Here is a 25289-nt window from a genome sequence, read left to right on the forward strand (position 1 = left end):
ACCGTAGCACGAATTGACTGGCTGTACAGGCAGCCACGACACATCACCATGAGCCGCGGTGGTCCGGGACCATGAAGGCGAGCGGCACGATCAGCACCAGTACCGCCGCGAACACCACGAAGCTGTGCGCCTGCGCGACACCCGGGTGCGCGGCGTGCGACAGGATCGTCGTGGTCACCGAGACCGCGATGATGCCGCCCGACTGGCGGAACATGCCGCGTAGCCCGGCGATCGCGGAGATCTGGTCCGGCGCGAGCTGCAGCGAGGCGTTGTTCGACGCGGGGATCGACAATCCCATGCCGATCCCGGTCACGGCGGCGGCCACGGCCAGCCACCCGTACGGCGCGAGGCCGTGCGGTGCCAGTGACATGATCGTCATGCCGCCCGCGACCAGCAGGAAGCCGCCGATCATCGGCGCCCGGTAGCCGGTCCGGCGGAGCGCGAAGACGGCCAGCCCGGCGACGCAGATCATCCCGACGGCCCTTGCCGTGAGCAACGTTCCGGCCTGCAGCGGCTGGATCCCGTAGCGGGCTTCGGCGTACAGGGGGACGAGGGCGCCGAAGCCGAGCACGGCGGCGCCGTACAGGAGGTTGATCGCGTTCATCACGGCGAAGCCGCGGCCGCGCAGCAGCTTGACCGGGATGAACGGGTCGGCGGACCGGTTGGCGTGCCGCAGGAACAGGAAACCGAAGCACAGCGCGAGCACTTCGCTCGCGATGAACAGCGGATCCGACGCCGAAGCGCCGCCGCTGCCCAGCGAGCTGATCCCGAACATGCCGAGCAGGATCGTCACGGCGAGCAACCCGGCGCCGACCAGGTCGATCCGGGCGGCCTGCTTCGGCGCGCTGTGCGGCACGAACTTCCAGGCCAGCAGGATCAGCAGGACGCCGGCCGGGACGTTGACCAGGAAGATCTCCCGCCACGACCAGTAGGTGACGATCACGCCGCCGATGATCGGGCCGAGAATGCCGCCGATCGGGAAGATCGAGGTGAACATGCCGACCGCGCGGTCCCGGTCGCGGCCGAACTGCTCGGCCACGATGCCGGTCGCGGTCGGCATGAAGGCGCCGCCGCCGATCGCCTGGAAGGCGCGGAACACCACCAGTAGGTAGATGTTGCCGGCCAGGCTGCAGGCCAGCGAGGCGAGCGTGAACAGCACGGCGGCGCCGAGAAAGATCTTCTTGCGCCCGAACTGGTCGCCGAGCCGGCCGGCCACCGGCATCACCAGGATCTGGCCGAGGGCGTAGATGGTGATCGTCCAGCCGCTCCAGTTGAGCTGCGCGTGCAGGTCGCGCTGGATCGCGTTGAGTGCGGTGGCGACGATGGTCTGGTCGATCGAGGCCATCAGCAGCGCGATCGACACGATCGGGAACACCACCCAGCGGCGTGGCGACGGCTCGCCCCCGGCGGGTGGCGGTGGGGTCTGCCCGGCCACCGGCCCGTTCGTGGCCGGGGTGGTGGCGGCTGGGAGACTCTGGGATTCCATCACCAGTCAGAGTACATTGCTTGCCAGCAGGCAATAAAGGGGTAGAGATGTCCGACACCGAGACGTTGAACAGGTTGCGCGGCGTGATCTCGCGGCTGGCGCGCGAACTCAACGCCACGGCGACCGACGAGGGCCTGACGCCCACCCAGGCGTCGGTGCTCGGCCTGATCGCGTTCCGCGGGCCGCTCGGACTGACCGAGCTGGCCCAGCTCGAGGGCCTGAACCCGACGATGGTCTCGCGGGTGATCGGCCGCCTGACCGAGCTCGGCCTGATCCAGCGCGACCCGAACCCGGCCGATCTGCGGGCGATCCAGGTCGAGGCGACCGACCAGGGTCGCGAGCTGCACCAACGGATCAAGCTGTTGCGCACCGAGGCGATCGGCAAGTGCCTGGACCAGCTCCCCGAGGAATCCGCCCGCACGATCATCGACGCGCTGCCTGCTCTGGAGGAACTGGCCCAGGCTCTGCGCTCGACGCACAACTGAGGTCAAGCGGCGTCGCGCCGCAGGAACGTCGAGGTCGACGCGGTCAGTGCCGCGACGGCCCAGGCGACGAGGGCAGCCGTCGACAGACCGATCGCCGGGTCGCTCTGGTGGAGCTGACTGCCGGCTTGCCCCGGGAGGTAGTCGCCGACGCGTCCCAGCAGCGGCAACGCGACGTACGCCAGCAGCAGGACCGTGACGAGGGCGGGGATCGTGCCGCGGAGCATCAGGCCGACTCCGTGGCCGAAGAGTGCGAGCACGGTGAGGTAGACGATCGTGCCTGCGGCGCTCACCACGGAGGTCTCGGCGAGGCGGTTCACCACCGCGAGGTGTGCCGCCGCGACGGTGAGCGTGGCGATGCCGGCGACCGTCAGCGCGCAGGCGATGGCTTTGGCGCAGGCGAGGAGCAGCCGGTCGGGCACGCTGATCAGCGACGTGACGATCTGCCGGTCGTCGTACTCGCTGGTGGCCGCGAGGATGCCGACCAGCACGACCCCGATCTGGCTGTACGTCGTGACCTGCACGGTAGCCGCGTCACCAGTAGCGCTGAGAGCCAGCGTGAGCAGACCAGTCAGTACGACGGTCGTCGCGGCCGCGAGAATCACGGCCGGCAGAGTCCGCAGCTTCAGCAGTTCGGACGCGACGACGTTGCCCGGACGTGGGCCGCCGGCCCGCTCAGGCATCGCGCCGCGCGAACAGGAATCCACTGGCCAGCAGGATTCCGGCGGTCCACAGCGCCATCACCAGCCCACCCGTCAGCGGCGCCACGCCCGTCCCGGTGTCGCGGATGATCATGCGCAGCCCGGCCAGATCAGGGAAGTAGTACGCAACCGAAGTCACCTTGGACAACAGGTACGTCACTGAGACCACCGACGAGTTGACGACCAGCACGATCAGCGGAATCACCCCGCTCCGGGTGACCCAGGTGATGCCGAACCCGATCAGCGCGCTCAACGTCCAGTACACCAGTCCACCGACCGCGCGGCCGCGCTCAGCGCCGTCCAACCCGTTGGCCAGCACGCTGTGCGGTCCGAGCAGCACGCTGGTCACGGCGAGGACCCCCACGATCGCAGTCGTTGCCAGCACGACAGATGCGATCACCAACGCGAGTGCCTTACCGGCGACCAGCCGCCCCCGCTGCGGTACGGCGAGCAGGCTGGTCGTGATCTGGCGGCCACCACCGGCGTCCGTGCTGTTGCTGGTGTACTCGCTGCCCACCAGGACGACGCCCAGCACGATCGCCCCGACCGCTCCCGGCATGACCAGCTGGAACACATTGTCCGCCGCGGACCCGTACGCCGTACCCGCGTCGAGCCGCTCGCGGAGGCCACCAGCGGTCAACGCGCCGATTGCCACCTGGCCGGCAACGCTGAGACCACCGGCCAGCAAGGCGATCGGCAGCGACATCAGCTTCCGGAGTTCGGCGACGACGAGCTGCCTCATGCCTTGCCTCCGGCGGTCAACGTGAAGAACGCGTCTTCCAGACCGGCATGGTCGCCGACCACTTCGTCGATCGACCCCTGCGCGACAACGCAGCCGGCCGCGATCACCACCAGGTCGTCCGCCGTACTGCTCATCTCGGCCATGAAGTGGCTGGACAGCAGCACCGTGCGCCCGTCGTCGGCCGCCGTACGGACGAGCCGGCGCAGCCAGCGGATGCCTTCGGGGTCGAGGCCGTTGACCGGTTCGTCGAGCACCAGGACCTCGGGATCGCCCAGCAGGGCGGTGGCGATGCCGAGCCGGCGGCTCATGCCGAGCGAGAACTTCCGGATCCGGGTACCGGCCGCGTCGGTGAGACCGACCTCGTCGAGTACCCGCGGCACCCGGTCCCGCGCGATTCCGTTGCTCAGGGCAACCCATTCGAGATGGGCCCGGGCGGTCCGGCTGCGATGGGCGCCGCTGCCTTCGAGCAGGGCGCCGACGGTCCGCAACGGCGACGCGAGCTCACGGTAGGGCTTGCCGCCGATGGTGGCGGTGCCGCCGTCGGCGTGGTCCAGGCCGAGCAGGATGCGCAGCGTCGACGACTTGCCCGCGCCGTTCGGGCCGAGGAAGCCCGTGACGCGGCCGGGCAGTGCCCGGAAGCTGACGTCGCGCACGGCCGGCGTCCCGCGGTGGTGTTTGGTCAGGTGGGTTATCTCGATCACGCGAGGAGTCTGTCGCCGCGCGCGCCCGCGCGGCAGCGGCCAAAGGTTGACTCTTCGCTCAGCGCTCGGCGAAGCCCGACTCGTAGGCGAGGATCACCAGCTGGGTCCGGTCGCGGACGTCGAGCTTGGTGAAGATCCGGCTCAGGTAGGTCTTCACCGTCGACAGGCTCAGGTACAGCTCGGCCGCCAACTCCTCGTTGGACAGGCCGCGCAGTACCGCGGCGACGAGTTCCAGCTCGCGCGGGCTCAACTGCTCGAAGGCTTCCGGCGTACGCCGGGCCCGCCGGCGCGAGACGTCGGCGATCAGGCGCCGGGTGATCTCCGGCGACAGCATCGCCTGGCCGTCGTACACGGTGTGGATCGCGCGCAGGATGTCGGTCACCGGCGCGCTCTTCAGCAGGAATCCGGTCGCTCCCGCACTCAGCGCCTCGTACACGTACTCGTCCAGGTCGAACGTCGTCAGCACCAGCACCTTCGTGGCGGGCAGCCGTGAGCAGATCACGCGGGTGGCGGCGAGTCCGTCGGTCCCCGGCATCCGGATGTCCATCAGTACGACGTCCGGCTGCAGCCGCGTCGCGAGCTCGATCGCCTCGTCGCCGGTCGCGCAACTGCCCAGCAGCTCGAGCTCCGGATCGCTGCCGACCAGCTCGGTCAACGCGGCGCGGACGCTGTTCTGGTCCTCCGCGACCACCACTCCGATCATCGCCGGTCCTCCGTCGGAATCACCGCGGCGATCCGGAAACCACCGTCGGGCAGCGGGCCGCAGGAGAAGTCCCCGTCGACCAGCTCCACACGCTCACGCAACCCGACCAATCCGTAGCCCGCGCCCTCCGCAGGCGAGTCCGTGCCGGGCCCCGACAACACCTCGACCTCCACCGCCTCCGGACGCCCGGCGACAGTCACGGTGCAAGCAGCGCCCCGCGCATGCCGGACGGCGTTCGTGAGCCCCTCTTGCACCACCCGGTAGATCGTCGACTCCAGACTCGCCGGAACATGCTCGCGCCCGGTCAGCGACAGCTCAGCCCGTACGCCGGCCGGCCGCACGTCGGCGACCAGCTCGGTCAGTGCGTCCAGCCCCGGCGCCGGCGCTCGTTCGGCCGCTTCGGCGTCGTCCCGGGCGGCGCCGAGAACGATCCGGAGATCGGCCAGGGCCTGCCGGCCCGACTGCTCGACCCGGCTCAGTTCGCGCGACAGTCGCTCGGCGTCGCCGGAGGCCACGTGTGTCGCCACCCCGGCGGACAGCGTGATGCTGGTCAGCGAGTGCGAGACCACGTCGTGCACCTCCCGGACCAGCCGCAACCGTTCGGCCAGGACGGCCTGCTCCGCCTGCAGCCGGCCGTTCTCCGCGACCTCGGCCAGCTGTCGCCGGGTCGCCTCGCCGAGCGCCCAACTGCCGGTCAGGACCAGGATGCTGATCAGCGCGTAGCGCGCGGCCTCGGCGGCCTCACGGGTGCCGGCGAATCCGAGCACTGTCACCCCGATCAGCACCGCCGTTCCGACCGTCCGCGCGATCTTCGCCGTGCTGCGCCGGACGGCGATCGGGTAAAGCGTCCAGGCAACGGCGACGAACGGGTCCTGGGTGGCGCCCAGCAGAGCACCGGCCAGCGTCGCCGTTGCGGTCAGGGCGAGCGCGGTCATCAGGAACCGGCCACGCAGTAGCAGCCCGGTCAGCAGGACGACGATCAGCCCGAGCTCCAGCAGCACCCAGCGGCCGGGCAAGTCGACCGGCAGCCAGAACACCAGGACCACGAGCGTCGCGACGGCAGCGTTCAGCGCGACGCCGCCGGCGCGGACCGGAACACCGAGCATGGGCCGACGATACGGGAGCCGCCGGCCGCCGTGACGAAATCGGGAGGCGCCGGGGCAGCGCATTCACCGAACATCGTATACCGTCGACAGTATGACAATGACGGCTGCGGTGGTCCTGGCCGGCGGTCGGTCCTCGCGGATGGGGACCCCGAAGGCGGGCCTGGAGTGGCACGGCTCGACCTTGCTCCGGCACGTTACCGGGGTTGCCGCCCGCGCGGTAGATGGTCCGGTGGTGGTCGTCCGGGCGCCGGGTCAGGAGCTGCCGGCGCTCGATCCGGCCGTGCTGGTTCTCGACGACCCCGAAGAGGGACGCGGGCCGCTGCAAGGTCTCGCGGTCGGCCTCGGCGCCCTGGCCGACCGTGCCGAGACCGCCTTCGTCTGCTCGACCGATCTGCCCTTCCTGCACGTGGCTTTCGTCCAGGCGGTACTGCGGCGGTTCGGCCTGGAGGGACCGGAGATCGTGCTGCCGTTCGTGCACGGCTATCGCCAGCCGATGACCGCCGGCTACCGCACCGACCTCGCGCCGCGAATCACCAAACTGCTCGACGCGGGCCAGCTGCGCCCGGCGCACTTGTTCAAGGAGTCCGACGTACGCCGCCTCGAAGAGGCCGAGCTGCTCGCCGACCCCCAGCTCGCACGAATCGATCCGCACCTGGAGTCCGTCGTCAACGTCAACGAGCCGTCCGAGTACCGCGAGGCGCGCGACCGGCCCGCTCCCGAGATCCTGGTCGAACGTTTCGGCGTACTCGCGAACCGGGGCGGCGGCGGGCGCGGCGCCCGGCGGGTCCGGGCCGCGAACCTCGGCGCCGCCGCCGAGCAGGTCGGACTCAGCTTCGACGGCCATGTCCTCGCGGCGATCAACGGCGACCAGATCCGCGGTGACGGCCTGGTGCCGTTGGTCGCCGGTGACACGGTTGCCTTCATCTCAGCGGATGCGGGCGGGTGATCCGAATGCCTCCAGGTGGCTACTTCGGCCAAGCGCTGGTCGTCGACGTGTCGGACGGCTCGACCACCGTCGTACCGCTGGCGGACGACGTACTGCGTCAGTACCTCGGCGGCGCGGGCCTCGGCGTCTGGCTGTTGAGCGAGCTCGGCGAAGCCGGTGTCGACCCGTTGGACCCGGCCGCGCCGCTGGCGTTCGTCTTCTCACCGCTGGTCGGTACGCCGCTGACCACCAGCGCCAAGTTCGCGGTGGTCGCCAAGTCGCCGCTGACCGGGCTGCTCACCGACGCGCTCGCGTCCAGCCACTTCGCGATCGCCGGCAAGTTCACCGGGTACGACGCGATCGTGCTGACCGGGCGATCGGCGTCGCCGTCGAACGTGTTCATCGACGAGTCGGGCGTCCAGCTGGTCGACGCGTCCGCGCAGTGGGGGATGTCGGCGGGAGACGCCGAGGAGTCCATCCGTGCGTCGTACGGGCGGACCTGGCGGGCGGCGAGCATCGGCCCGGCCGGTGAGGCGCTCGTGCGGTACGCGACGATCTCGCACGACGGGCGGCACGCCGGGCGTGGCGGGCTGGGTGCCGTGATGGGCTCGAAGAACGTCAAGGCGCTGGCGGTGAAGGGCCGCAAGCGGGTCTCGCTGCACGACAAGGACCGGGTGCTCGCGGCGGCCAAGGACCTGCGCGGCCGGTCGTTCGGTCCGGCCACCGAGAAGTACCGCGAGCTCGGCACGCTGGCGAACCTGCTGGCCTTCAACGCGATCAGCACGCTGCCGACCCGCAACTTCCAGGCGGCCACGTTCGAGGGCGCTTCGATGCTGTCGGCCGAGGACCTCGCCTCGAAGCGGTCGGTGGCCAAGACCAGTTGCGCGTCCTGCACGATCGGCTGCGAGCACATCTACGCGACCAAGGGCGGCGGCAAGGTCCGGGTCGAGTACGAGAACATGTTCGCGCTCGGGCCGATGTGCGGGGTGTCCGACCCGGATCTGGTGCTGGCGGCAAGCTCTCGCTGCGACGAGCTCGGGCTGGACACGATCTCGGCCGGCGGCACGATCGCCTGGGCGATGGAATGCGTCGACCGCGGCCTGCTCGACGTGCCCTGGCTGCGCTTCGGTGACGGCAACGCGTTGCTGCGGGCCCTCGACGAGATCAGTGCGCGCACCGGAGTCGGCGACCTGCTGTCGGAGGGCACCCGCCGGGCAGCCGCCGTCGTGGGCCAGGGATCGCTGGCGTTCGCCGCGCAGGTCAAAGGGCTGGAGATGCCCGGCTACGAGCCGCGCACGATGCAGGCGATGGCGCTCGGGCTGGCGGTCAACGCCCGCGGCGCCGACCACAACCGGTCCGGCGCCTACGAGGCCGATCTCAAGGGCGGCCTCGATCGCGTGCACGGCACCGACGAGCACGTTCGCGCGGCGATCGAGACCGAGGACCGGGCCGCGATCATGGACTCGCTGATCCTGTGCAAGTTCCTCCGCGGCGTCTTCGCCGAGCCCTTCGGCGAGTGGGCCGCGCTGCTGGCCGGCGTCACCGGCTGGGACGTGGACGGCGCCGAACTGCGCGAGACCGCGCGCCGGATCGTGCACGCCAAACGGGCCTACAACCTGCGCGAGGGCTGGACCCCGGCCGACGACTGGCTGCCGGACCGGTTCCTGGACACCTCGCTCGAACTGGCCTCCGGCCGGACCGCGACGCTGCCGGCCGAACGGTTGCGATCGATGATCGCCCACTACTACGCCGAGCGTGGCCTGGACGCCGAAGGCCGCCCCACTGTTGTCACCATCGCTACCGGAACGGAGCCGACACCATGACCATCACGCGCCCTGCAGCGCCGGAGGTCGAGCAGCGCACGGTCTCGCTCACCATCGACGGGCAGCCGCTGACCGTCGCCGAAGGCACCACCATCTGGACCGCGGCGAAGGACGCCGGTATCGACATCCCGGTGCTGTGCCACGACGAACGCTACGACCCCGTCGGCGTCTGCCGGATGTGCGTCGTCGACACCGGTGGCCGGGCCTACGCCGCGGCCTGTATCCGGCCGTGCGAACCGGGCATGGAGGTGGCGACCTCGACGCCCGAGGTGCAGCGCAGCCGCGAGGTGCTGGCCGAGCTGCTGCTGGTGGACCAGCCGCCGCGGGAGGAGGACCCGAAGCAGACCACCACCGCGGACAACGAACTGCTCGCGGTCGCGGACGACTTCTTCATCACCGACATCCAGGACCTGTGGCCCGGTCCCTCTCGCGGGGTGGACGTGTCCAACCCGGTGATCGAGGTCAACCACGACTCCTGCATCCTGTGCGACCGCTGCGTGCGCGCCTGCGACGACATCCAGGGCAACGACGTGATCGGCCGCAGCGGCAAGGGCTACTCGACCCGGATCGCGTTCGACCTGGACGACCCGATGGGCCAGTCGTCCTGCGTCACCTGCGGCGAGTGCGTCTCGGCCTGCCCGACCGGCGCGCTGACCAACAAGGCGATCAACAACATCCCGATCCAGCCGCGCGAGACGCTCGAGGCCGTCGACACGGTCTGCCCGTACTGCGGAGTCGGCTGCGCGCTGACGTACTACGTCGATCGTGAGCGCGGCGGGATCTCGTTCGCCGAGGGCCGCGACCAGCCGGGCAACCAGGGCCGGTTGTGCGTCAAGGGCCGGTACGGCTGGGACTACGCGTCGTCGCCGCAGCGCCTGACCAAGCCGCTGATCCGGATCGACGCGTCGTACCCGAAGGGGCCGCTGTCGGCGGCGACGCAGGAGAACAGCACGCAGGACCTGGACGGACCGGGCCGCAAGCGCGGAGCCGGCAAGGGCCGCAAGCCCGGCGGTCTGGTCCCGTACGAGGAAGTGATGCCGCACTTCCGCGAGGCGAGCTGGGAGGAGGCACTCGACCTGGTCGCCCGCAAGCTCGGCGGGATCTACGCCGAGAGCGGCTCCGACGGGATCGCGGGCTTCGGGTCGGCGAAGTGCTCCAACGAGGAGGCCTACCTGTTCCAGAAGCTGATTCGGACGGCGTTCCACAGCAACAACGTGGACCACTGCACCCGGCTGTGCCACGCCTCCAGCGTCGCCGCCCTGTTCGAGGGTGTCGGCTCCGGCGCGGTCTCCACGACGTACGGCGACATCGAGAACGCCGACGTCGCGATCATCACCGGCAGCAACGCGACCGCGAACCACCCGGTCGCCTCGTCGTTCTTCAAGCAGGCCAGGCGCAACGGCACCAAGATCGTCTACATCGACCCGCGGGCCGGCACGGTCGCGGACCACGCCGATCTGTTCCTGCAGCTGAAGCCCGGCACGGACGTTGCCCTCTACAACGGGATCATGCACGAGGTGATCCGGCTCGGGCTGATCGACCGCGAGTTCCTGACCAGCCGAACGTCGAACTACGACGAGCTGGCCCGGACCGTGGCGGAGTACCCGCCGGAGCTCGCGGCCCGGATCACCGGCGTCGACGTCGAGCTGATCCGCGAGGTCGCCCGGGTCTGGGGCGAGGCGAAGGCCGGCGTCATCTACTGGGGGATGGGAATCTCCCAGCACACCACCGGCACCGACAACGCCCGCTGCCTGATCGCGATGTGCTGCATCACCGGCAACGTCGGCCGGCCCGGTACCGGGCTGCACCCGCTGCGCGGGCAGAACAACGTGCAGGGCGCGTCCGACGCCGGACTGATCCCGATGTTCTACCCGAACTACCAGCGGGCCAACGAAGCCAAGACGCGGGTGCTGTTCGAGAACGCCTGGGGCACCGACCTGAACCCCGAGAACGGCCTGACCGTGACCGAGGTGATCAAGTCGATCCTCGACGGCGGCGTCCGCGGCATGTACATGCTCGGCGAGAACCCGTTCCTGTCCGACCCGAACATCAACAAGGTGCGCAAGGCGCTGTCCCAGCTGGACTTCCTGGTCGTGCAGGACATCTTCCTGACCGAGACGGCCGAGTTCGCCGACGTGGTGCTGCCGGCCACGTCGTACCTGGAGAAGGACGGGACGTACACCAACACCGACCGGCGCGTGCAGCTCGGCCGTAAGGTGTTCGACCCGCCGGGTGAGGCGCGGGCCGACTGGGAGATCGTGCAGGACATCGCCCAGCGGCTCGGACTGGACTGGAACTACTCGTCACCGCGCGAGGTGTTCGAGGAGATGGTCCCGTTGATGCCCGACTACGCGAACCTGACCTACGACAACCTGGGTTCGTCCGGGAAGCTCTACCCGGTCGCGGATCCCGAGCACAGCGACGGCACGGTGGTGTTGTTCGACGAGCGCTTCAACACCGCCGACGAGCTGGCCCACCTGGTCCCGGCGGAGTGGTTGCCGGCCAAGGAGCTGCCGAACGAGGAGTACCCGTTCGTGCTCAACACCGGGCGGCTGCTGCAGCACTGGCACACCGGCTCGATGACCCGGCGGTCGTTCGCGCTGGACACGATCGCGCCCCGGGCCGAGGTGTCGATCCACCCGGCCGACGCCGCCGAGCTCGGCCTGGTCGACGGCGAGTTCGCGCGGGTGTCGTCGCGGCGCGGCGAGATCGTGCTGAACGTGAAGATCTCGCACCGCGAGGCGCGCGGCAACGTGTTCATCCCGTTCCACTTCCGGGAGGCGGCGGCGAACCTGCTGACGATCGACGAGATCGACCCCACCGGCAAGATCCCGGAGTTCAAGTTCTGCGCCGTCGCGATCGCCCCGGCCGGCGACCGCGGCAGCGTCCGAGTCGGAGGTGCACCCCAGTGACGGTCACGGCGAACAAGGTCCCCGGTGTCGAGGCCCGGGCCGGCAAGTTCCGCGGTCCGAGCCTGATCCCGCTGCTGAACGCGATCCAGGCCCGCCGCGGCTGGCTGCCACGCGAGGAGCTGGAGGCGTTGTCGCGGCAGCAGAAGCGGCCGCTGTACGAGATCGAGGGCCTGGTCTCGTTCTACCCGCACTTCCTCACCGCGCCGCCGAAGGACGTCACGGTCCGCGTCTGCCGCGACCTGGCCTGCTGGCTCAAGGGCGCCGAAGGCCCGGCCGCCGACCTCAAGGCCCGGTACGCCGGCGCCGACGACGTCGACGTTCTCGAGATCTCCTGTCCCGGTCGTTGCGACATGGCGCCGGCGGCCACGGTCAACGAGAAGCCGGTCCGGCTCGAGGACGTCCCGGCCACGATCGAGTTGGCCTCGGGCGGAGACCACGATCTCGGCGCGACCGTCGCCTACGTCCCCGAGGGCGGCTGGCCCAACGACCCGTACGCGTCGGGCGAGCACCACTACCGGTCACTGCGGGCGCTGCTGAGCGGGCAGATCTCCCCGGAGCAGGTGATCACCGCGCTGCAGGACGCCGGCCTGCGCGGGATGGGCGGCGCGGGCTTCCCGACCGGCAAGAAGTGGGAGCTGGTCCGGGCCGCCGAGGGCCAGGTCAAGTACGCGATCTGCAACGCCGACGAGTCCGAGCCGGGCACCTTCAAGGACCGTCAGCTGCTCGCCGAGCAGCCGCATCTGGTGCTGGAAGGCCTGCTGATGGGCATGGTCGTCACCGGCGCGGATGAAGGCTGGGTCTTCATCCGGCACGAGTACGGTCCGGAGGAGGCCGTGCTGCACACCGAGATCGGGCGGCTGCGCGAGCAGGGCCTGATCGGTTCCGACGTGCTCGGCACCGGGCGCCGGCTGATGCTCGACATCTTCACCTCGCCGGGCGGCTACATCCTCGGCGAGGAGACCGCGCTGATCGAGTGCATGGAGGGCCACCGGGGCGAACCCCGCAACAAGCCGCCCTTCCCCGGCAACTACGGCCTGTGGGGCAAGCCGACGCTGATGAACTCGGTCGAGACCTTCGCCGACGTCCCCGCGATTGTTGCCAAGGGCGCCGACTGGTGGAACGCCCAGGGCGTCAACGGCGCCACCGGGCTGAAGTTCTTCGCAGTCTCCGGCCACGTCGAACGGCCGGGCGTGTACTGCGTGCCGATGGGGACGACGATTCGCGAGCTGATCGACGTCGCCGGGGGTGTCGCCGGGGGTGCGGAGCTGGAAGCCGTCCAGCCCGGTGGCGCGTCGTCGAACTTCCTGGGACCAGAGCATCTCGACGTACCGCTGGACTTCGGCACGCTGGCCGAGGCCGGGTCGATGCTGGGATCGGGCGCGATGGTGGTGATGGCCGCCGGGACCGACGCCCTGGCCGCCGCGACCAACGTGCTGCGGTTCTTCCGCAACGAGTCCTGCGGCAAGTGTGTGCCGTGCCGAGTCGGCTCGACCAAGGCCCACGACCTGTTGACCGACACCCTGAAGTCCGGCGGCGAGCTGGACGAGGCGCGCAAGGCCCGGCTGCTGGAACTCGAGCTGGTGCTGCGGAAGTCGTCGATCTGTGGCCTCGGGCAAGTAGCGCTCGGACCGGTCGTCAGCGTGCTCGGTCGCCAGCGCGGCGGTACGACGGCCCGGCCGCAGCCGCGGGACTGAGGAGGCACCGTGCCCGGGAAGGAGTTCTTCCAGACCCAGTCGGTCGCGCAGGCCCTGGCGGGATTCCGCCCCCGGCGCCGGACCGGCACGGAGACCGTACGCCGTGAGGACGCGCTCGGCCGGGTTCCGGCCCGGCCGGTCCTGTCCGGGGCGGAGCTGCCCGGCTTCGCCCGCTCGACGGTGGACGGCTACGCGGTGCGTGCCGCCGACACGTACGGCGCCGGCGACGGGCTCCCGGCGTACCTGGACGTGGTCGGGGCGTTGCGGATGGGCCGGGCCGCGGATGTCGAGGTGCGGTCGGGCGGTGCCGTGCAGATCCCGACCGGGGCGGCCGTCCCGGCCAGCGCCGACGCGGTCGTGATGGTGGAGCACACGCAGGTCACCATGCCGGGCGTGATCGAGGTGACGCGGCCGGTGGCAGTCGGCGACGGTGTGGTGCGGGCTGACGAAGACGTTGCCATTGGCAAGCAGCTTGCCCCCGCCGGGCGGCCGTTGCGGGCCCAGGATCTCGGCTTGCTGGCGGCCGCCGGCGTGACGCAGCTGGAGGTGTGCCGACGGCCGCGGGTGGCGATCATCTCGACTGGTGACGAGGTGGTTCCGCCGGACACCGCTGAATTGAGTCCTGGGCAGGTACGCGATGCGACTGCCTCGGCGCTGGCCGCGCTGGTGACGCAAGCGGGCGGCGAGCCAGCGTCGTACGGGATCGTGGCCGACGACGTGGACCTGCTGACCAAGACGCTGGCCTCGGCGGTCGCCGAGTGCGACCTGGTCGTCGTGTCGGCCGGTTCGTCGGTCGGTGCGCGCGACGAGACCACGGCCGCGGTCGAGTCCCTCGGCGCGCCCGGGGTGTACTGCCACGGGCTCGCGATCAAGCCGGGCAAACCGACGTTGCTGGCCGAGTGCTCGGACGTACCGGTGATCGGCCTGCCGGGCAATCCGCTGTCGGCGCTCGTGGTGTTCCGTATGGTCGGTCTACCGGTCCTGCGACTGGTCGGCGGCATCACCTCCGCGCCGCCGGAGCCGTCCACTCGCGCGACGATGGCCCGGCCGGTGGCCTCGGCGGCGGGGCGTCTCGACGTCGTTCAGGTGTCCGTGTGCGACGGTGTCGCCACGCCGCTGTTCGGGCACTCGGCTCTGCTGTCGTTGCTGACCAGCGCGGACGGTTACGTGGTGATCCCCGAGCCGGCGACCGGGCTGGACGCCGGAGCTCAGGTCACCGTGACGATGTACGGATAGGTGAGGACTCGTGCACAGCAGCCCCTTCATCAGTGACGTGCCCGTGGCGGACGCCCTGCAGGCCTGGTACGACGCCTGCGCCGCCGCGGGGTGTCCCGACCGCGTGGCCGCCGACCTCGTCCCGGTGTCCGACGCCGCGGGACGCGTGACGGCCGAGCCGGTCTGGGCGACCCGGTCGTCGCCGGTCAGCGACGTGGCCGCGATGGACGGCATCGCCGTACTGGCTCAGGACACCCATGGCGCGGGGCCGACCAGCCCGCTGCTGCTCGGCCCCGCGTCGTACGTCGTGGTGGACACGGGTGATCCGATGCCGGACGGGTGCGACGCGGTCGTCATGCGGGAGCAGGTGCACTACGTCGAGGGCGAGGCCGAGATCAGGTCCGCCGTCCCGCCGTACCAGCACGTGCGGTCGATCGGTGAGGACATCAGCGCGGGCGAACTGCTGCTGCCCGAGGGCCATCGGCTGCGGCCGGTCGACCTGGCCGCCGCCGCGGCCGCCGGAGCCACCCGTCTGCTGGTACGCCGCCGCCCGCGGGTGGCCGTGATTCCGACCGGCGACGAGATCGTGCCGGTCGGCTCACCGGTCCGCCGCGGGGAGATCCTCGACACCAACTCGCTGATGCTGGTCGCGCAGGCGCAAGAGGCCGGATGCGAGGCGTGGGCGACCGAGATCCAGCCGGACGACGTCGACCGGATCGGTACGGCGCTGCGCGCGGCGGCGGAGTCGGCGGACCTGGTGATCGTGATCGCGGGCTCGAGCGCCGGCCGAGACGACTACACCGCCCGGATCGTGCGGGAGCTGGGAACACTGGCCGTGCACGGCGTCGCCGTCCGGCCCGGCCATCCCGTCGTACTCGGCGCTGTGGACGCGACCCCGGTGGTCGGCGTACCGGGGTATCCGGTGTCGGCGGCGCTGACCTTCGACATCTTCGTTGCGCCTCTGCTGGCGGCGCTGGAAGGAGCGGCCGCTGCGCAGCGGCCGGAGGTGACCGCGAAGCTGGCGCGCAAGCTGCCGTCCGTGGTCGGGATGGACGACTGGGTGCGGGTCCGGCTCGGTTCCGTCGGTGGGCAGGTCGTGGCGTCACCGCTGCCGCGCGGCGCCGGGGTGCTCACGTCGCTGGTCCGGGCGGATGGGCTGCTGCTGGTGCCGGCCGGTGTCGAAGGGCATCACGCGGGTGAAGAGGTCGGCGTTCGGCTGTTGCGCCGGTTGCCGGAGATCGAGCGCACGATCGTCGCGATCGGTTCGCACGACCTGGTCGTCGACGTCGCGGCGACGATGCTGCGCGGCGCCGACCCGACGCTCACGCTCGCGTCGTCGAACGTCGGATCGCTCGGCGGTCTGGTCGCGCTGCGGGACGGGTTGTGCCATCTGGCCGGTTCGCATTTGTTGCATCCGGCAACGGGTGAGTACACGCTGCCCTACCTGGACGAACTGATGCCCGGTCGCGAGCTCGCCGTCATTCGCCTGGTGCACCGCGACCAGGGCCTGATCGTTGCGCCTGGCAACCCGCTGGGCATCACCGGTCTGGCGGACCTGCCCGAGCACTCGTACGTCAACCGCCAGCGCGGCGCGGGGACCCGGATGCTGCTCGACCAGGAACTGCGCCGGCTGGAGATCGACCCGGCGGCGGTACGGGGTTACGCCCGCGAGGAACCGACGCACCTGGCCGTCGCGGCCGCCGTCGCCGCGGGCCGGGCCGACTGCGGTCTCGGCATCCTCGCCGCGGCGCGGGCGTTCGGGCTGGACTTCGTGCCGGTGGCCGAGGAGCCGTACGACCTGGTCGTGGAAGCGTCGAGTCTCGACGACCCGCTGCTCGCGCCGTTGTGGGAGTTGCTGCAGTCGGCGGACTTCCACGGCGCGATCGCGAAGCTGGGCGGCTACAACACCACCGAGACAGGCAGGCGGTTGCGATGACGTTCAAGACCTTGGCGGCGGTGCTGGCCGTCGTACTGGTTGCCGGATGCTCCAACAGTACGGCGGCCACGAGCGACTCCGGGCCCTCGGGCACGATGGTGCTGGCGACAACGACCAGCACGCAGGACTCCGGCCTGCTCGACGTACTGCTGCCGGCCTTCGACGAGGGCAGCGACTGCTCGGTCAAGACGGTGGCGGTGGGCTCCGGGCAGGCGATGAAGATGGGTGAGAAGGGCGACGCCGACGTCCTGCTGGTGCACTCGCCCGCTGCCGAGGAGAAGTTCATGGCGGCCGGTCACGGCAGCAGCCGCGAACCGGTGATGCACAACGACTTCGTGGTCGTCGGACCGCCTGCGGACCCGGTCGGCCTGGCCGGCGCGGCCACCGCCTCGGCGGCTCTGAAGCGGATCGCCGATCGGCAGGCGCCGTTCGCGTCCCGCGCCGACGACTCCGGCACCAACGCCAAGGAGCTGGCGCTGTGGAAGGCGGCCGGCGTACGCCCGACCGGCCGGTGGTACGTCGCGACCGGCCAGGGGATGGGCGCCACTCTGACGATCGCCAGCCAGAAGCAGGCCTACACCCTGGCGGATCGCGGTACCTTCCTGGCCACCAAGGGGCTGCAGTTGAAGGTGCTGTTCGAGGACTCCGCCGACCTGCGCAACGACTACCACGTGATCGTGGTCGACCACGAAGGCGTGAACACCGCCTGCGCGACGGCGTTCGCCGACTGGGTCCGGGACCGGCCCGCGCAGGAACTGATCGCGAAGTACGGCATCGAGAAGTACGGCGAGGCGTTGTTCTTCGCCGACGCGAAGCGATGACCGCCGAACCGGTCTACGAGGTCCTGGCGCGCTCGGCGACGGTGTCGCTGACGGCCACCGTCATCGCCTCGCTGCTCGGGATCTCGCTCGGCACCGCCCTCGCCCTGGCGGGGCTGCCCGGCCGACGGCTGCTCACCGCGGTCGTGAACACCGGGATGGCCGTGCCCACCGTCGTCGTCGGCCTGATCGTCGCGTTGCTGCTGTGGCGCAGCGGACCACTCGGCGACCTGAACCTGATCTACACCGTGCGCGGCATGATCATCGCGCAGGTCGCGATCGCGACCCCACTCATCACCGGCATCACGATGGCCGCCCTGCAACTGCTGCCGCCCGAACTGCCCGAGCAGCTGCGATCGCTCGGAGCGAACCGCCGGCAACTGGTGCTGCGGCTGTGGATCGAGGCGCGGCTGCCGCTGCTCGCCGCGGCGATGGCCGGCTTCGGTCACGCGATCTCCGAAGTCGGCTCCGCGACGCTGGTCGGCGGCAACATCCACGGCCAGACCCAGGTGATGACGACCGCGATCGTCGAGAACGTCAGCCGCGGCGAGTTCGGCACCGCGATCGTGTACGGCGTGATCCTGCTGGTGCTCGCGTTCGTGGTGAACAGCCTGCTCGCCTCGATCCAGCAGCGGGGAGCCGTGTGGGCGCGGAACTGAGCCTGCGCGCGGTCCGGCACCGCCGCGGCGGGCGGGACGTGCTGTCGATCGACCGGCTCGACGTCACCGCGGGCGAACGCCTGGCGGTTCTCGGCCCGAACGGCGCGGGCAAGACGACCTTGCTGCGCCTGCTCGCCGCGGTCGAACCGCCGACGGCCGGGCGCATCACGGTCGACGCCCTGGACACGGCGAGCGGGGGAGTGGACCTGCTCAGGCGGACGGCGTACGTCACGCAGCGGGCGGGTCTGCTCAGTACGAGCGCCTTGCGCAATGTCGAGCTTCCGTTGCAGTGGCGCAAGGTACCCCGCCGGCAGCGGCGGCAACTGGCGATGGACGCGCTCGACCGGCTGCGCGTCGCGCATCTCGCCGATCGTCCGGCCCGGGCGCTGTCCGGGGGCGAACAGCAGCGGGTCAGCCTGGCCCGCGCACTCGCGCTGGATCCCGAGGTCCTCCTGCTGGACGAACCCGCGGCCGGCCTCGATGCCCAGTCCCGGACGGTCTTCTTCGCCGATCTCGACCGGGCGCTCGGCGATCGAGCGATCACCGTGGTCCAGGTGTCGCACCGAGCCGACGAGGCGCTGCACTTCGCGGACCGCGTGATCGTGCTGCTCGACGGCCGGATCCACCAGCTCGGAACACCGGACGAGCTGAACCGCCGGCCCGTCGACACCGACGTGGCGGCACTGGTCGGCTACGAGAACCTCATCGACGCCGAAGTCGGGCCCGACGGAACAGTTCTGGTGGGCGAGGCGCCGACCGGCCTGACCACCGATCACCCGCCGGGCCCGGTCACCGTCGCCGCCTTCGCGAGTGGCGTCCGGCTGCTGCCCGCGGACTGGCCCGGGCTTCCCGTCCAGGTCACTCGGGTCAGTCCTGGGCCGGGGCACCGCACGGTCGCGGTCGCCGGAGTCGTGTCCTTGCTGGCCCACGTCCCGCTCGGTGCGGGCACGTTGCGCGCCGGCCTCGCCGTCCGCGCGACCTTCGATCCGGCGCTGAGCACCATCCTGCCGCGCCCCTGAATCCAGCAAGGGCTTTCCGAAATCGCTGGTAGGCAAGGCCTATCGAGTGATCGGAAATGTGACGTTGGTCATGCCTTGACCGCCTACAGGAGCCAGCCTACTGTATGCCGTATACCGAGCCCCTCCGAAAGGCGGGACCATGTTGACTGCTGTGCCCACGTTCGCCGTGAACTGCTCGCTGTTGTTCACCGAACTGCCCCTGCTGCAAAGACCTGCGGCCGCCCGCTCGGCCGGCTTCGACGCGGTCGAGTTCTGGTGGCCCTTCGACTCGGCGCTTCCCGGTGATGCCGAGGTGACCGCGTTCGAGCAGGCGATCCTGGACGCCGGCGTCCAGCTGACCGGACTGAACTTCGCCGCCGGCGACATGCCCGGCGGCGACCGCGGACTGGTGTCGTGGCCGCAACGCTCACTGGAGTTCCGCGACAACATCGCGGTCACGCTGGGCATCGGCGAACGCCTCGGCTGCCGTGCGTTCAACGCGCTGTACGGCAACCGGGTCGAAGGATCCACCCCGGCTGCGCAGGACGAACTGGCCGCGGAGAACCTCGCTCTGGCCGCCACCGCCGCCGGTTCGTTCGGTGCGACCGTGCTGGTCGAACCCGTCAGCGGCGCCGAGCGCTACCCGCTGCTGACCGCGGCCGACGCCGTCGCGGTGATCGACCGGGTGGTCCGCGAGTCCGGTGTCACGAGCATCGGGCTGCTGGCCGACCTGTACCACCTGACCGTCAACGGGGACGACGTGAGCAAGGCGATCACGACGTACGCCGACCGGATCGCGCACGTGCAGATCGCGGACGCGCCTGGGCGCCACGAGCCCGGCACCGGAACGATCCCGATCGCCCAGCACCTCGGCGAGCTCGCCGACGCCGGCTACGACGGCTGGATCGGGCTGGAGTACAAACCCTCCGGACCGACCACCGACAGCTTCGGCTGGCTGACCGACCTGGCCGCGCCGGACCGTTCCGGTTCTGACCGATAAGGAGCAGGTATGCCACGAATGACTGCCGCCCGTGCGGCGGTGGAGATCCTTCGCCGCGAAGGTGTCTCCCACCTGTTCGGACTTCCCGGCGCCGCGATCAACCCGTTCTACGCCGCGGTGCGCGCACAGGGCGAGCTGAAGCACGTGCTCGCCCGGCACGTCGAGGGCGCCTCGCACATGGCCGAGGGCTACACCCGCGCCGCCGCCGGAAACATCGGTGTCTGCGTGGGGACGTCCGGTCCGGCCGGGACCGACATGATCACCGGCCTGTACGCGGCCTCGGCCGACTCGATCCCGATCCTGTGCATCACCGGTCAGGCGCCGGTGGCCAAGCTGCACAAGGAGGACTTCCAGGCGATCGACGTCCCGGCGATCGCCGGACCGGTGACCAAGATGGCGGTCACCGTGATGGAGGCCGCGCAGGTCCCGGGCACCTTCCAGAAGGCGTTCCAGGTGATGCGCAGCGGGCGTCCCGGCCCGGTGCTGATCGACCTGCCGCTGGACGTTCAGCTGACCGAGATCGACTTCGATCCCGAGCTGTACGTGCCGTTGCCGATCGCGACGCCGCGGGCCAGCGTCGCGCAGGCGGAGAAGGTGCTCGACCTGCTGGCGGCGGCCGAGCATCCGCTGATCGTCGCCGGTGGCGGCGTCGTGAACGCCGACGCGGCGGACCTCCTGGTCGAGTTCGCCGAGCTGAACGGCGTCCCGGTGGTGCCGACCCTGATGGGCTGGGGCACGATCCCGGACGACCACCGGCTGATGGCCGGCATGGTCGGCCTGCAGACCTCGCACCGGTACGGCAACCAGACGTTGCTCGCCTCCGACCTGGTGATCGGGATCGGCAACCGCTGGGCCAACCGGCACACCGGCGGGCTGGACGTCTACCGCGGCGAACGCAAGTTCGTGCACATCGACGTCGAGCCGACCCAGATCGGCCGGGTCTTCGCGCCCGATCTCGGCATCGTGTCGGACGCGAGGGCGGCGCTGGAGACCCTGATCCACGTCACCCGCACCCGGATGGCCGAAGGGCCGTTGCCGGACCGGTCCGAGTGGGCCGCGTTGTGCCGCGAACGCAAGCGCACGCTGCAACGGCGTACCGACTTCGACGCGGTGCCGGTCAAGCCGCAGCGGGTCTACCAGGAGATGAACAATGCCTTCGGACCCGACGTCCGCTACGTCTCCACGATCGGGCTGTCGCAGATCCAGGCCGCCCAGATGCTGCACGTCTACCGGCCACGGCACTGGATCAACGCCGGCCAGGCGGGACCGCTCGGCTGGACCGGTCCGGCCGCGCTCGGCGTCGCGGTCGCCGATCCGGACGCGACGGTCGTGGCGCTGTCGGGCGACTACGACTTCCAGTTCCTGATCGAGGAGCTCGCGGTCGGCGCCCAGTTCAAGATCCCCTACATCCACGTGGTGGTGAACAACGCCTACCTCGGGCTGATCCGGCAGGCCCAGCGCGGGCTGGACATGGACTTCTGCGTCCAGCTGTCGTTCGACAACATCAACACCCCCGAGCTCGGCGGGTACGGCGTCGACCACGTCAAGGTGGCCGAAGGCCTGGGCTGCAAGGCGTTGCGGGTGTTCGAGCCCGACGGCATCCTGCCCGCCCTCGAAGAGGCCAAGAAGCTGATGGTCGAGCACGAGGTGCCGATCGTGGTCGAGGTGATCCTGGAACGCGTCACGAACGTTGCCATGGGCACCGAGATCGACAACGTGGTCGAGTTCGACGAGCTGGACGGCGTCGTGAACCCGATCCCCACCGCCTCCGGGCTACGGGACTGAGGAGGTCTGATGAGAGTCGCAGTTCTCGGCGCCGGAGCGATCGGTGCGTACGTCGGTGCCGCCCTGCACCGGGGCGGCACGGAGGTCCACCTGGTGGCGCGCGGCGCCCACCTCGACGCGATCCGCACCCACGGGGTCCAGGTCTACAGCCCGCGCGGCGACTGGCTGGCCAGGACGCCGGCCACCGACGACCCGCACGAGATCGGCCCGGTCGACTTCGTCTTCCTCGGGCTGAAGGCGAACTCGTACGCGACCTGCGGCCCGCTGCTGGAGCCGTTGCTGCACGAGAACACCGCGGTGATCGCGGCGCAGAACGGCATCCCGTGGTGGTACTTCCACGGGCTGCCGGGACCGTACGAGGGACACCGGATCGAGTCGGTGGACCCCGACGGCGCGGTGACCCGGGTCATTCCGCTCGAACGGGCGATCGGCTGCGTCGTGTACTGCTCGACCGAGCTGGAGGGGCCGGGCGTCGTACGGCATCTGGAGGGGACGCGGTTCTCGATCGGGGAGCCGGTCGGCGGGCAGAGCGAGCGCTGCCGGCAGTTCAGCGAGGCGATGATCGCCGGCGGGCTGAAGTGCCCGGTCGAGGACGACGTTCGCAACGACATCTGGATCAAGCTGCTCGGCAACGCGGCGTTCAACCCGATCAGCGCGCTGGCCCGGGCCACGATGGTCGAGATCGCCACCCATCAGGGCACCCGCGCGATGGTCCGGCTGATGATGGAGGAGACGCTGGAGATCGCTCGCGCGGTCGGCTCCGAGCCCGACATCTCGGTCGACAAGCGGATCGACGGCGCCGAACGCGTCGGCGAGCACAAGACGTCCATGCTGCAGGACCTGGAGAAGGACAAGCCGCTCGAGCTCGACGTGATCCTCGCGGCGGTGGTCGAGCTGGCCGACCTGACCGGCACCAAGGCGCCGACGCTGCGCGCCGTGCACGCGGTCGCGGACCTGCTGTCCAGCAAGGTCGGTACGTCGACCGAGAAGGTCGCCCACGCGCCGACGTCGGCCCGTGCCCCCGGCTCGATGGCACCGGCCGCCGTAGCCCCACCGGCGGCAGCCGCCACCCCCTGACCAGGAGGGTCCGGAGCCGAGCCCTGCCGACAGCCCGCTGCGTTCACTCCGGATCCCCCTGTTCCACCCGCTGCGCCCCGAACGACACCGCGAGGTCGTTCGGGGCGCAGTGCTGTTCAATTCGGTTGCCCGGCGCCACGGCTGGTGCTTACGGTGCCGGTAAGTCCTGCGAGGAGATGAGACATGCCCGGTCGTTCCCGCACGCGCTGACTCACCCGTCACCGCGTGCTGCCCGGTTCGGTGGCACAGCGATCCTTCGCGTCTCGAGGACTTCTCCGTGCCCTGGAACGACCGTGAATTCGTCAAGCTCTGGATCGGCCAGACCGTCTCCCAGCTTGGTGCCCAGACCACCCAACTCACTCTGCCGCTGGTTGCGCTCACCGCCCTGGGCGGTGGCGCGGGGCAACTCGGCGTACTGCGAGCTGCGCAACAGGTGCCCGTCCTGCTGTGTTCCCTCGCCGTAGGCGTGCTCGTCGACCGCCTCCGAACCCGCAACCTGATGATGTACGCCGACCTCGGGCGGGCCGTCGTGCTCGGCGTGGTGCCGGTCGCCTGGCTGCTCGGTGCGCTCGGGCTGCCGCTGCTCTACTGCGTCGCCTTCCCGCTGGGCGTGCTCACCGTCTTCTTCGACGTCGCCTACCAGGCCTGTCTACCGCGCCTGGTCCGGCGCGACCAACTTGCTCAAGGCAACAGTGTGCTGGAGAGCAGCCGGTCCGTCACCCAGATCTCCGGGCCCGCCCTCGGTGGTGGCCTGGTGTCGTTGCTCTCGGCTCCGGTGGCGGTGGTCGCCCCCATCGGCTTCTACCTGTTGTCGTTCCTCTCGATCCAGCGGATCCGCCGGCCCGAGCGTCAGGAGCCGGCCAGCGGCCGCAACGCAGGGGGACTGCGGCTGGTCTTCACCGACACCTCGCTGCGGGCGATCGCGATCGCCTCTGCGTCCCACCACTTCTTCTTCGCCGGGCTGATGACCGCCTACCTGGTCCATCTCGGCACCAGCTTCCCGGCCGGCGTCGTCGGGCTGGTCCTGGCGGCGCTCGGGCCGGGCGCGCTGATCGGTGCGATCTTCTCCGCGGCACTCTGCCGGCGCTTCGGCTACGGGCGGGTGATGGTGCTGGCCGCACTCGGTGCGGACCTCGCCTTGCTCGCCGTCCCCGCCCTCACTCCGGGCGCTGTTGCCTTGATCGCCGTCAACGTGGCGTTCGGAGCGCTCAGCCAGGTCATCGACGTCGCCACTACCTCCATCCGCCAGGCGATCACCCCGCTCCACTCCCAGGGGCGGGTGGTCGCGGCGATGAACTTCCTCGGCCTCGGGCTGGCGCCTGTCGGCTCGCTGCTCGCAGGGGCTGCCGCGTCCGCGTTCGGCGTCCGGGAAGCGCTGTTCGCCTGCGTGCTCGGAATGCTGCTCTCTCCGCTCGCACTGGCGCTGTCACCGCTCCGGCGTCTATCATCGCTGGATGGCGATGAAAGAGCTGGTCATCGATGAGTCGGCCGGGCTGGCCGTGGCGGCGTGTCTGTTCCACGGCTTCAGTGACGCCTCGCGGCTGGCGATCGTGCGGCACCTGGCGCTGGGACCGCATCGGGTCGTCGACCTGACCGAGCATCTGGGGCTGGCGCAGTCGACGGTGTCCAAGCATCTCGCCTGCCTGCGCGACTGTGGACTTGTCGACTCACGGCCGCAGGGGCGGGCCTCGATGTTCACCCTGTCGCACCCGGAGGCGACGCTCGACCTGCTGTCGGCGGCCGAGCGCCTGCTGGGACTCACCGGCGACGCCGTCGCGCTCTGCCCCGTGTACGGCGTGGAGGCCAACTCGTGAGCGAGCCCCTGCAGCTCAGCCCGTTGAGCACCTGGACCGCCGACCCGGAGCAGCGTCGCCGGCTCGGACGCCGCGCGCAGCTGCTGGCCGCGGCCTCGGTCACCTACAACGTCGTCGAAGCGATCATCGCGATCGGTGCGGGCATCGTCGCGGGATCGGTCGCGCTGGTCGGTTTCGGTCTGGACTCGGTCGTCGAGGTCTCCAGCGGGCTGATCATTCTGTGGCAGTTCCGCCATCGCCTGCCCGAGACCCGCGAGCGTCAGGCGCTTCGGATGCTCGCGTTCTCGTTCTTCGCCCTCGCCGCGTACGTCGGCTTCGAGTCCGTCCGGGCGCTGCTCACCGGCGCGAACCCCGACGCCTCACCGGTCGGCATCGGCCTGGCGATCGCGTCACTGATCGTGATGCCGTTCCTGTCCTGGGCGCAGCGTCGTACCGGGAAGGCGCTCGGCTCCAACGCGGTCGTTGCCGACAGCACCCAAACGCTGCTGTGCACGTACCTGTCCGCCGTACTGCTGGTCGGCCTGGTGCTCAACGCGACGCTCGGCTGGAGCTGGGCCGACCCGATCGCCGGGCTGGTCATCGCCGGCGTCGCGGTTCGCGAAGGTCTGGAAGCCTGGCAGGGCAAGGGCTGCTGCGCGCCGATCGCCGGAACAGCGGACACCGCCGGCTGCACCTGCGCGGAAGGCAAGTGCACCGACGGCTGCTGCTAGGA

22 protein-coding genes are annotated in these 25289 nt (G+C 70.5%); 16 read left to right on the top strand and 6 right to left on the bottom strand.

Translation table 11 applies throughout. The features are described 5' to 3' along the window. Positions 1-43 precede the first annotated feature (43 nt). Positions 44-1486 (bottom strand): MFS transporter, encoded by a 1443-nt coding sequence (locus tag BWI15_RS08630; RefSeq protein WP_083750622.1) that lies wholly within the window; start codon positions 1484-1486, stop codon positions 44-46. A gap of 47 nt (positions 1487-1533) precedes the next feature. Between BWI15_RS08630 and BWI15_RS08635 the strand changes: the two genes are divergently transcribed. Then, positions 1534-1971, top strand: a complete 438-nt coding sequence (locus BWI15_RS08635) for a MarR family winged helix-turn-helix transcriptional regulator (protein WP_077013759.1) — start codon at positions 1534-1536, stop codon at positions 1969-1971. A gap of 2 nt (positions 1972-1973) precedes the next feature. Here BWI15_RS08635 and BWI15_RS08640 read toward each other — a convergent pair whose 3' ends face one another. Genes BWI15_RS08640 through BWI15_RS08660 form a run of 5 tightly spaced genes read right to left on the bottom strand, consistent with a single transcriptional unit; the run spans position 1974 to position 5921 of the window. Beyond that, positions 1974-2651 carry a hypothetical protein gene (locus BWI15_RS08640; RefSeq protein WP_077013760.1) on the bottom strand — a complete coding sequence of 226 codons (678 nt, stop codon included), beginning with the start codon at positions 2649-2651 and terminating at the stop codon, positions 1974-1976. Beyond that, positions 2644-3411: a hypothetical protein gene (locus tag BWI15_RS08645; RefSeq protein ID WP_077013761.1), complete on the bottom strand. Its 768-nt coding sequence runs from the start codon at positions 3409-3411 to the stop codon at positions 2644-2646. Before BWI15_RS08645 ends, BWI15_RS08640 begins: the two co-directional genes overlap by 8 nt. After that, positions 3408-4112, bottom strand: a complete 705-nt coding sequence (locus tag BWI15_RS08650) for an ABC transporter ATP-binding protein (RefSeq protein WP_077013762.1) — start codon at positions 4110-4112, stop codon at positions 3408-3410. Before BWI15_RS08650 ends, BWI15_RS08645 begins: the two co-directional genes overlap by 4 nt. A gap of 58 nt (positions 4113-4170) precedes the next feature. Next, the gene (locus BWI15_RS08655) at positions 4171-4815 is read right to left on the bottom strand and encodes a response regulator transcription factor (RefSeq protein ID WP_077013763.1); all 645 of its coding nucleotides are present in this window, start codon (positions 4813-4815) and stop codon (positions 4171-4173) included. Then, entirely contained in the window at positions 4812-5921 is a 1110-nt protein-coding gene (locus tag BWI15_RS08660; protein WP_077013764.1) for a sensor histidine kinase, read from the bottom strand. Before BWI15_RS08660 ends, BWI15_RS08655 begins: the two co-directional genes overlap by 4 nt. Positions 5922-6012: 91 nt before the next feature. On the opposite strand from BWI15_RS08660, the gene BWI15_RS08665 reads away from it, so the two are divergent. The 15 genes from BWI15_RS08665 to BWI15_RS08735 all read left to right on the top strand — a co-directional run bounded on the left by BWI15_RS08665 (position 6013) and on the right by BWI15_RS08735 (position 25287). Next, positions 6013-6867 carry an NTP transferase domain-containing protein gene (locus BWI15_RS08665; RefSeq protein WP_237771197.1) on the top strand — a complete coding sequence of 285 codons (855 nt, stop codon included), beginning with the start codon at positions 6013-6015 and terminating at the stop codon, positions 6865-6867. A 5-nt stretch (positions 6868-6872) separates the two neighbouring features. Continuing rightward, positions 6873-8669 (top strand): aldehyde ferredoxin oxidoreductase family protein, encoded by a 1797-nt coding sequence (locus tag BWI15_RS08670; protein ID WP_077013766.1) that lies wholly within the window; start codon positions 6873-6875, stop codon positions 8667-8669. Then, entirely contained in the window at positions 8666-11581 is a 2916-nt protein-coding gene (gene fdhF / locus BWI15_RS08675; protein WP_077013767.1) for a formate dehydrogenase subunit alpha, read from the top strand. The genes BWI15_RS08670 and fdhF overlap by 4 nt, the downstream gene beginning before the upstream one ends. Beyond that, a complete protein-coding gene (locus BWI15_RS08680) occupies positions 11578-13275 on the top strand; it encodes an NAD(P)H-dependent oxidoreductase subunit E (protein WP_077013768.1) in 1698 nt (565 codons plus the stop codon). Before fdhF ends, BWI15_RS08680 begins: the two co-directional genes overlap by 4 nt. Before the next feature lie 9 nt (positions 13276-13284). Next, the gene (locus BWI15_RS08685; RefSeq protein WP_077013769.1) at positions 13285-14511 is read left to right on the top strand and encodes a molybdopterin molybdotransferase MoeA; all 1227 of its coding nucleotides are present in this window, start codon (positions 13285-13287) and stop codon (positions 14509-14511) included. Positions 14512-14521: 10 nt separating this feature from the next. Further along, positions 14522-16426: a molybdopterin biosynthesis protein gene (locus BWI15_RS08690; RefSeq protein ID WP_077013770.1), complete on the top strand. Its 1905-nt coding sequence runs from the start codon at positions 14522-14524 to the stop codon at positions 16424-16426. Then, the gene (locus tag BWI15_RS08695) at positions 16423-17247 is read left to right on the top strand and encodes a substrate-binding domain-containing protein (RefSeq protein WP_077013771.1); all 825 of its coding nucleotides are present in this window, start codon (positions 16423-16425) and stop codon (positions 17245-17247) included. Before BWI15_RS08690 ends, BWI15_RS08695 begins: the two co-directional genes overlap by 4 nt. After that, complete coding sequence (locus BWI15_RS08700) at positions 17244-17903, top strand: ABC transporter permease (RefSeq protein WP_077013772.1); 660 nt, start codon at positions 17244-17246, stop codon at positions 17901-17903. Before BWI15_RS08695 ends, BWI15_RS08700 begins: the two co-directional genes overlap by 4 nt. After that, positions 17888-18922, top strand: coding sequence for an ABC transporter ATP-binding protein (locus BWI15_RS08705; protein ID WP_077013773.1), 1035 nt, complete (start codon positions 17888-17890; stop codon positions 18920-18922). Before BWI15_RS08700 ends, BWI15_RS08705 begins: the two co-directional genes overlap by 16 nt. 139 nt (positions 18923-19061) lie before the next feature. Continuing rightward, positions 19062-19901 (top strand): hydroxypyruvate isomerase family protein, encoded by an 840-nt coding sequence (locus BWI15_RS08710; RefSeq protein WP_077013774.1) that lies wholly within the window; start codon positions 19062-19064, stop codon positions 19899-19901. Between the two features lie 9 nt (positions 19902-19910). Next, the gene (gene gcl, locus BWI15_RS08715) at positions 19911-21686 is read left to right on the top strand and encodes a glyoxylate carboligase (RefSeq protein ID WP_077013775.1); all 1776 of its coding nucleotides are present in this window, start codon (positions 19911-19913) and stop codon (positions 21684-21686) included. 9 nt (positions 21687-21695) lie between these two features. Further along, positions 21696-22763 carry a 2-dehydropantoate 2-reductase gene (locus BWI15_RS08720; RefSeq protein ID WP_077013776.1) on the top strand — a complete coding sequence of 356 codons (1068 nt, stop codon included), beginning with the start codon at positions 21696-21698 and terminating at the stop codon, positions 22761-22763. 277 nt (positions 22764-23040) lie between these two features. Next, entirely contained in the window at positions 23041-24246 is a 1206-nt protein-coding gene (locus BWI15_RS08725; RefSeq protein WP_077013777.1) for an MFS transporter, read from the top strand. Continuing rightward, on the top strand, positions 24218-24577 hold the full coding sequence (locus BWI15_RS08730) for an ArsR/SmtB family transcription factor (RefSeq protein ID WP_077013875.1): 360 nt from the start codon (positions 24218-24220) through the stop codon (positions 24575-24577). The genes BWI15_RS08725 and BWI15_RS08730 overlap by 29 nt, the downstream gene beginning before the upstream one ends. After that, positions 24574-25287 carry a cation diffusion facilitator family transporter gene (locus BWI15_RS08735; protein WP_202817595.1) on the top strand — a complete coding sequence of 238 codons (714 nt, stop codon included), beginning with the start codon at positions 24574-24576 and terminating at the stop codon, positions 25285-25287. The genes BWI15_RS08730 and BWI15_RS08735 overlap by 4 nt, the downstream gene beginning before the upstream one ends. Positions 25288-25289: the final 2 nt, after the last annotated feature.

It is taken from the genome of Kribbella sp. ALI-6-A, assembly GCF_001984195.1.
GTDB lineage: Bacteria > Actinomycetota > Actinomycetes > Propionibacteriales > Kribbellaceae > Kribbella.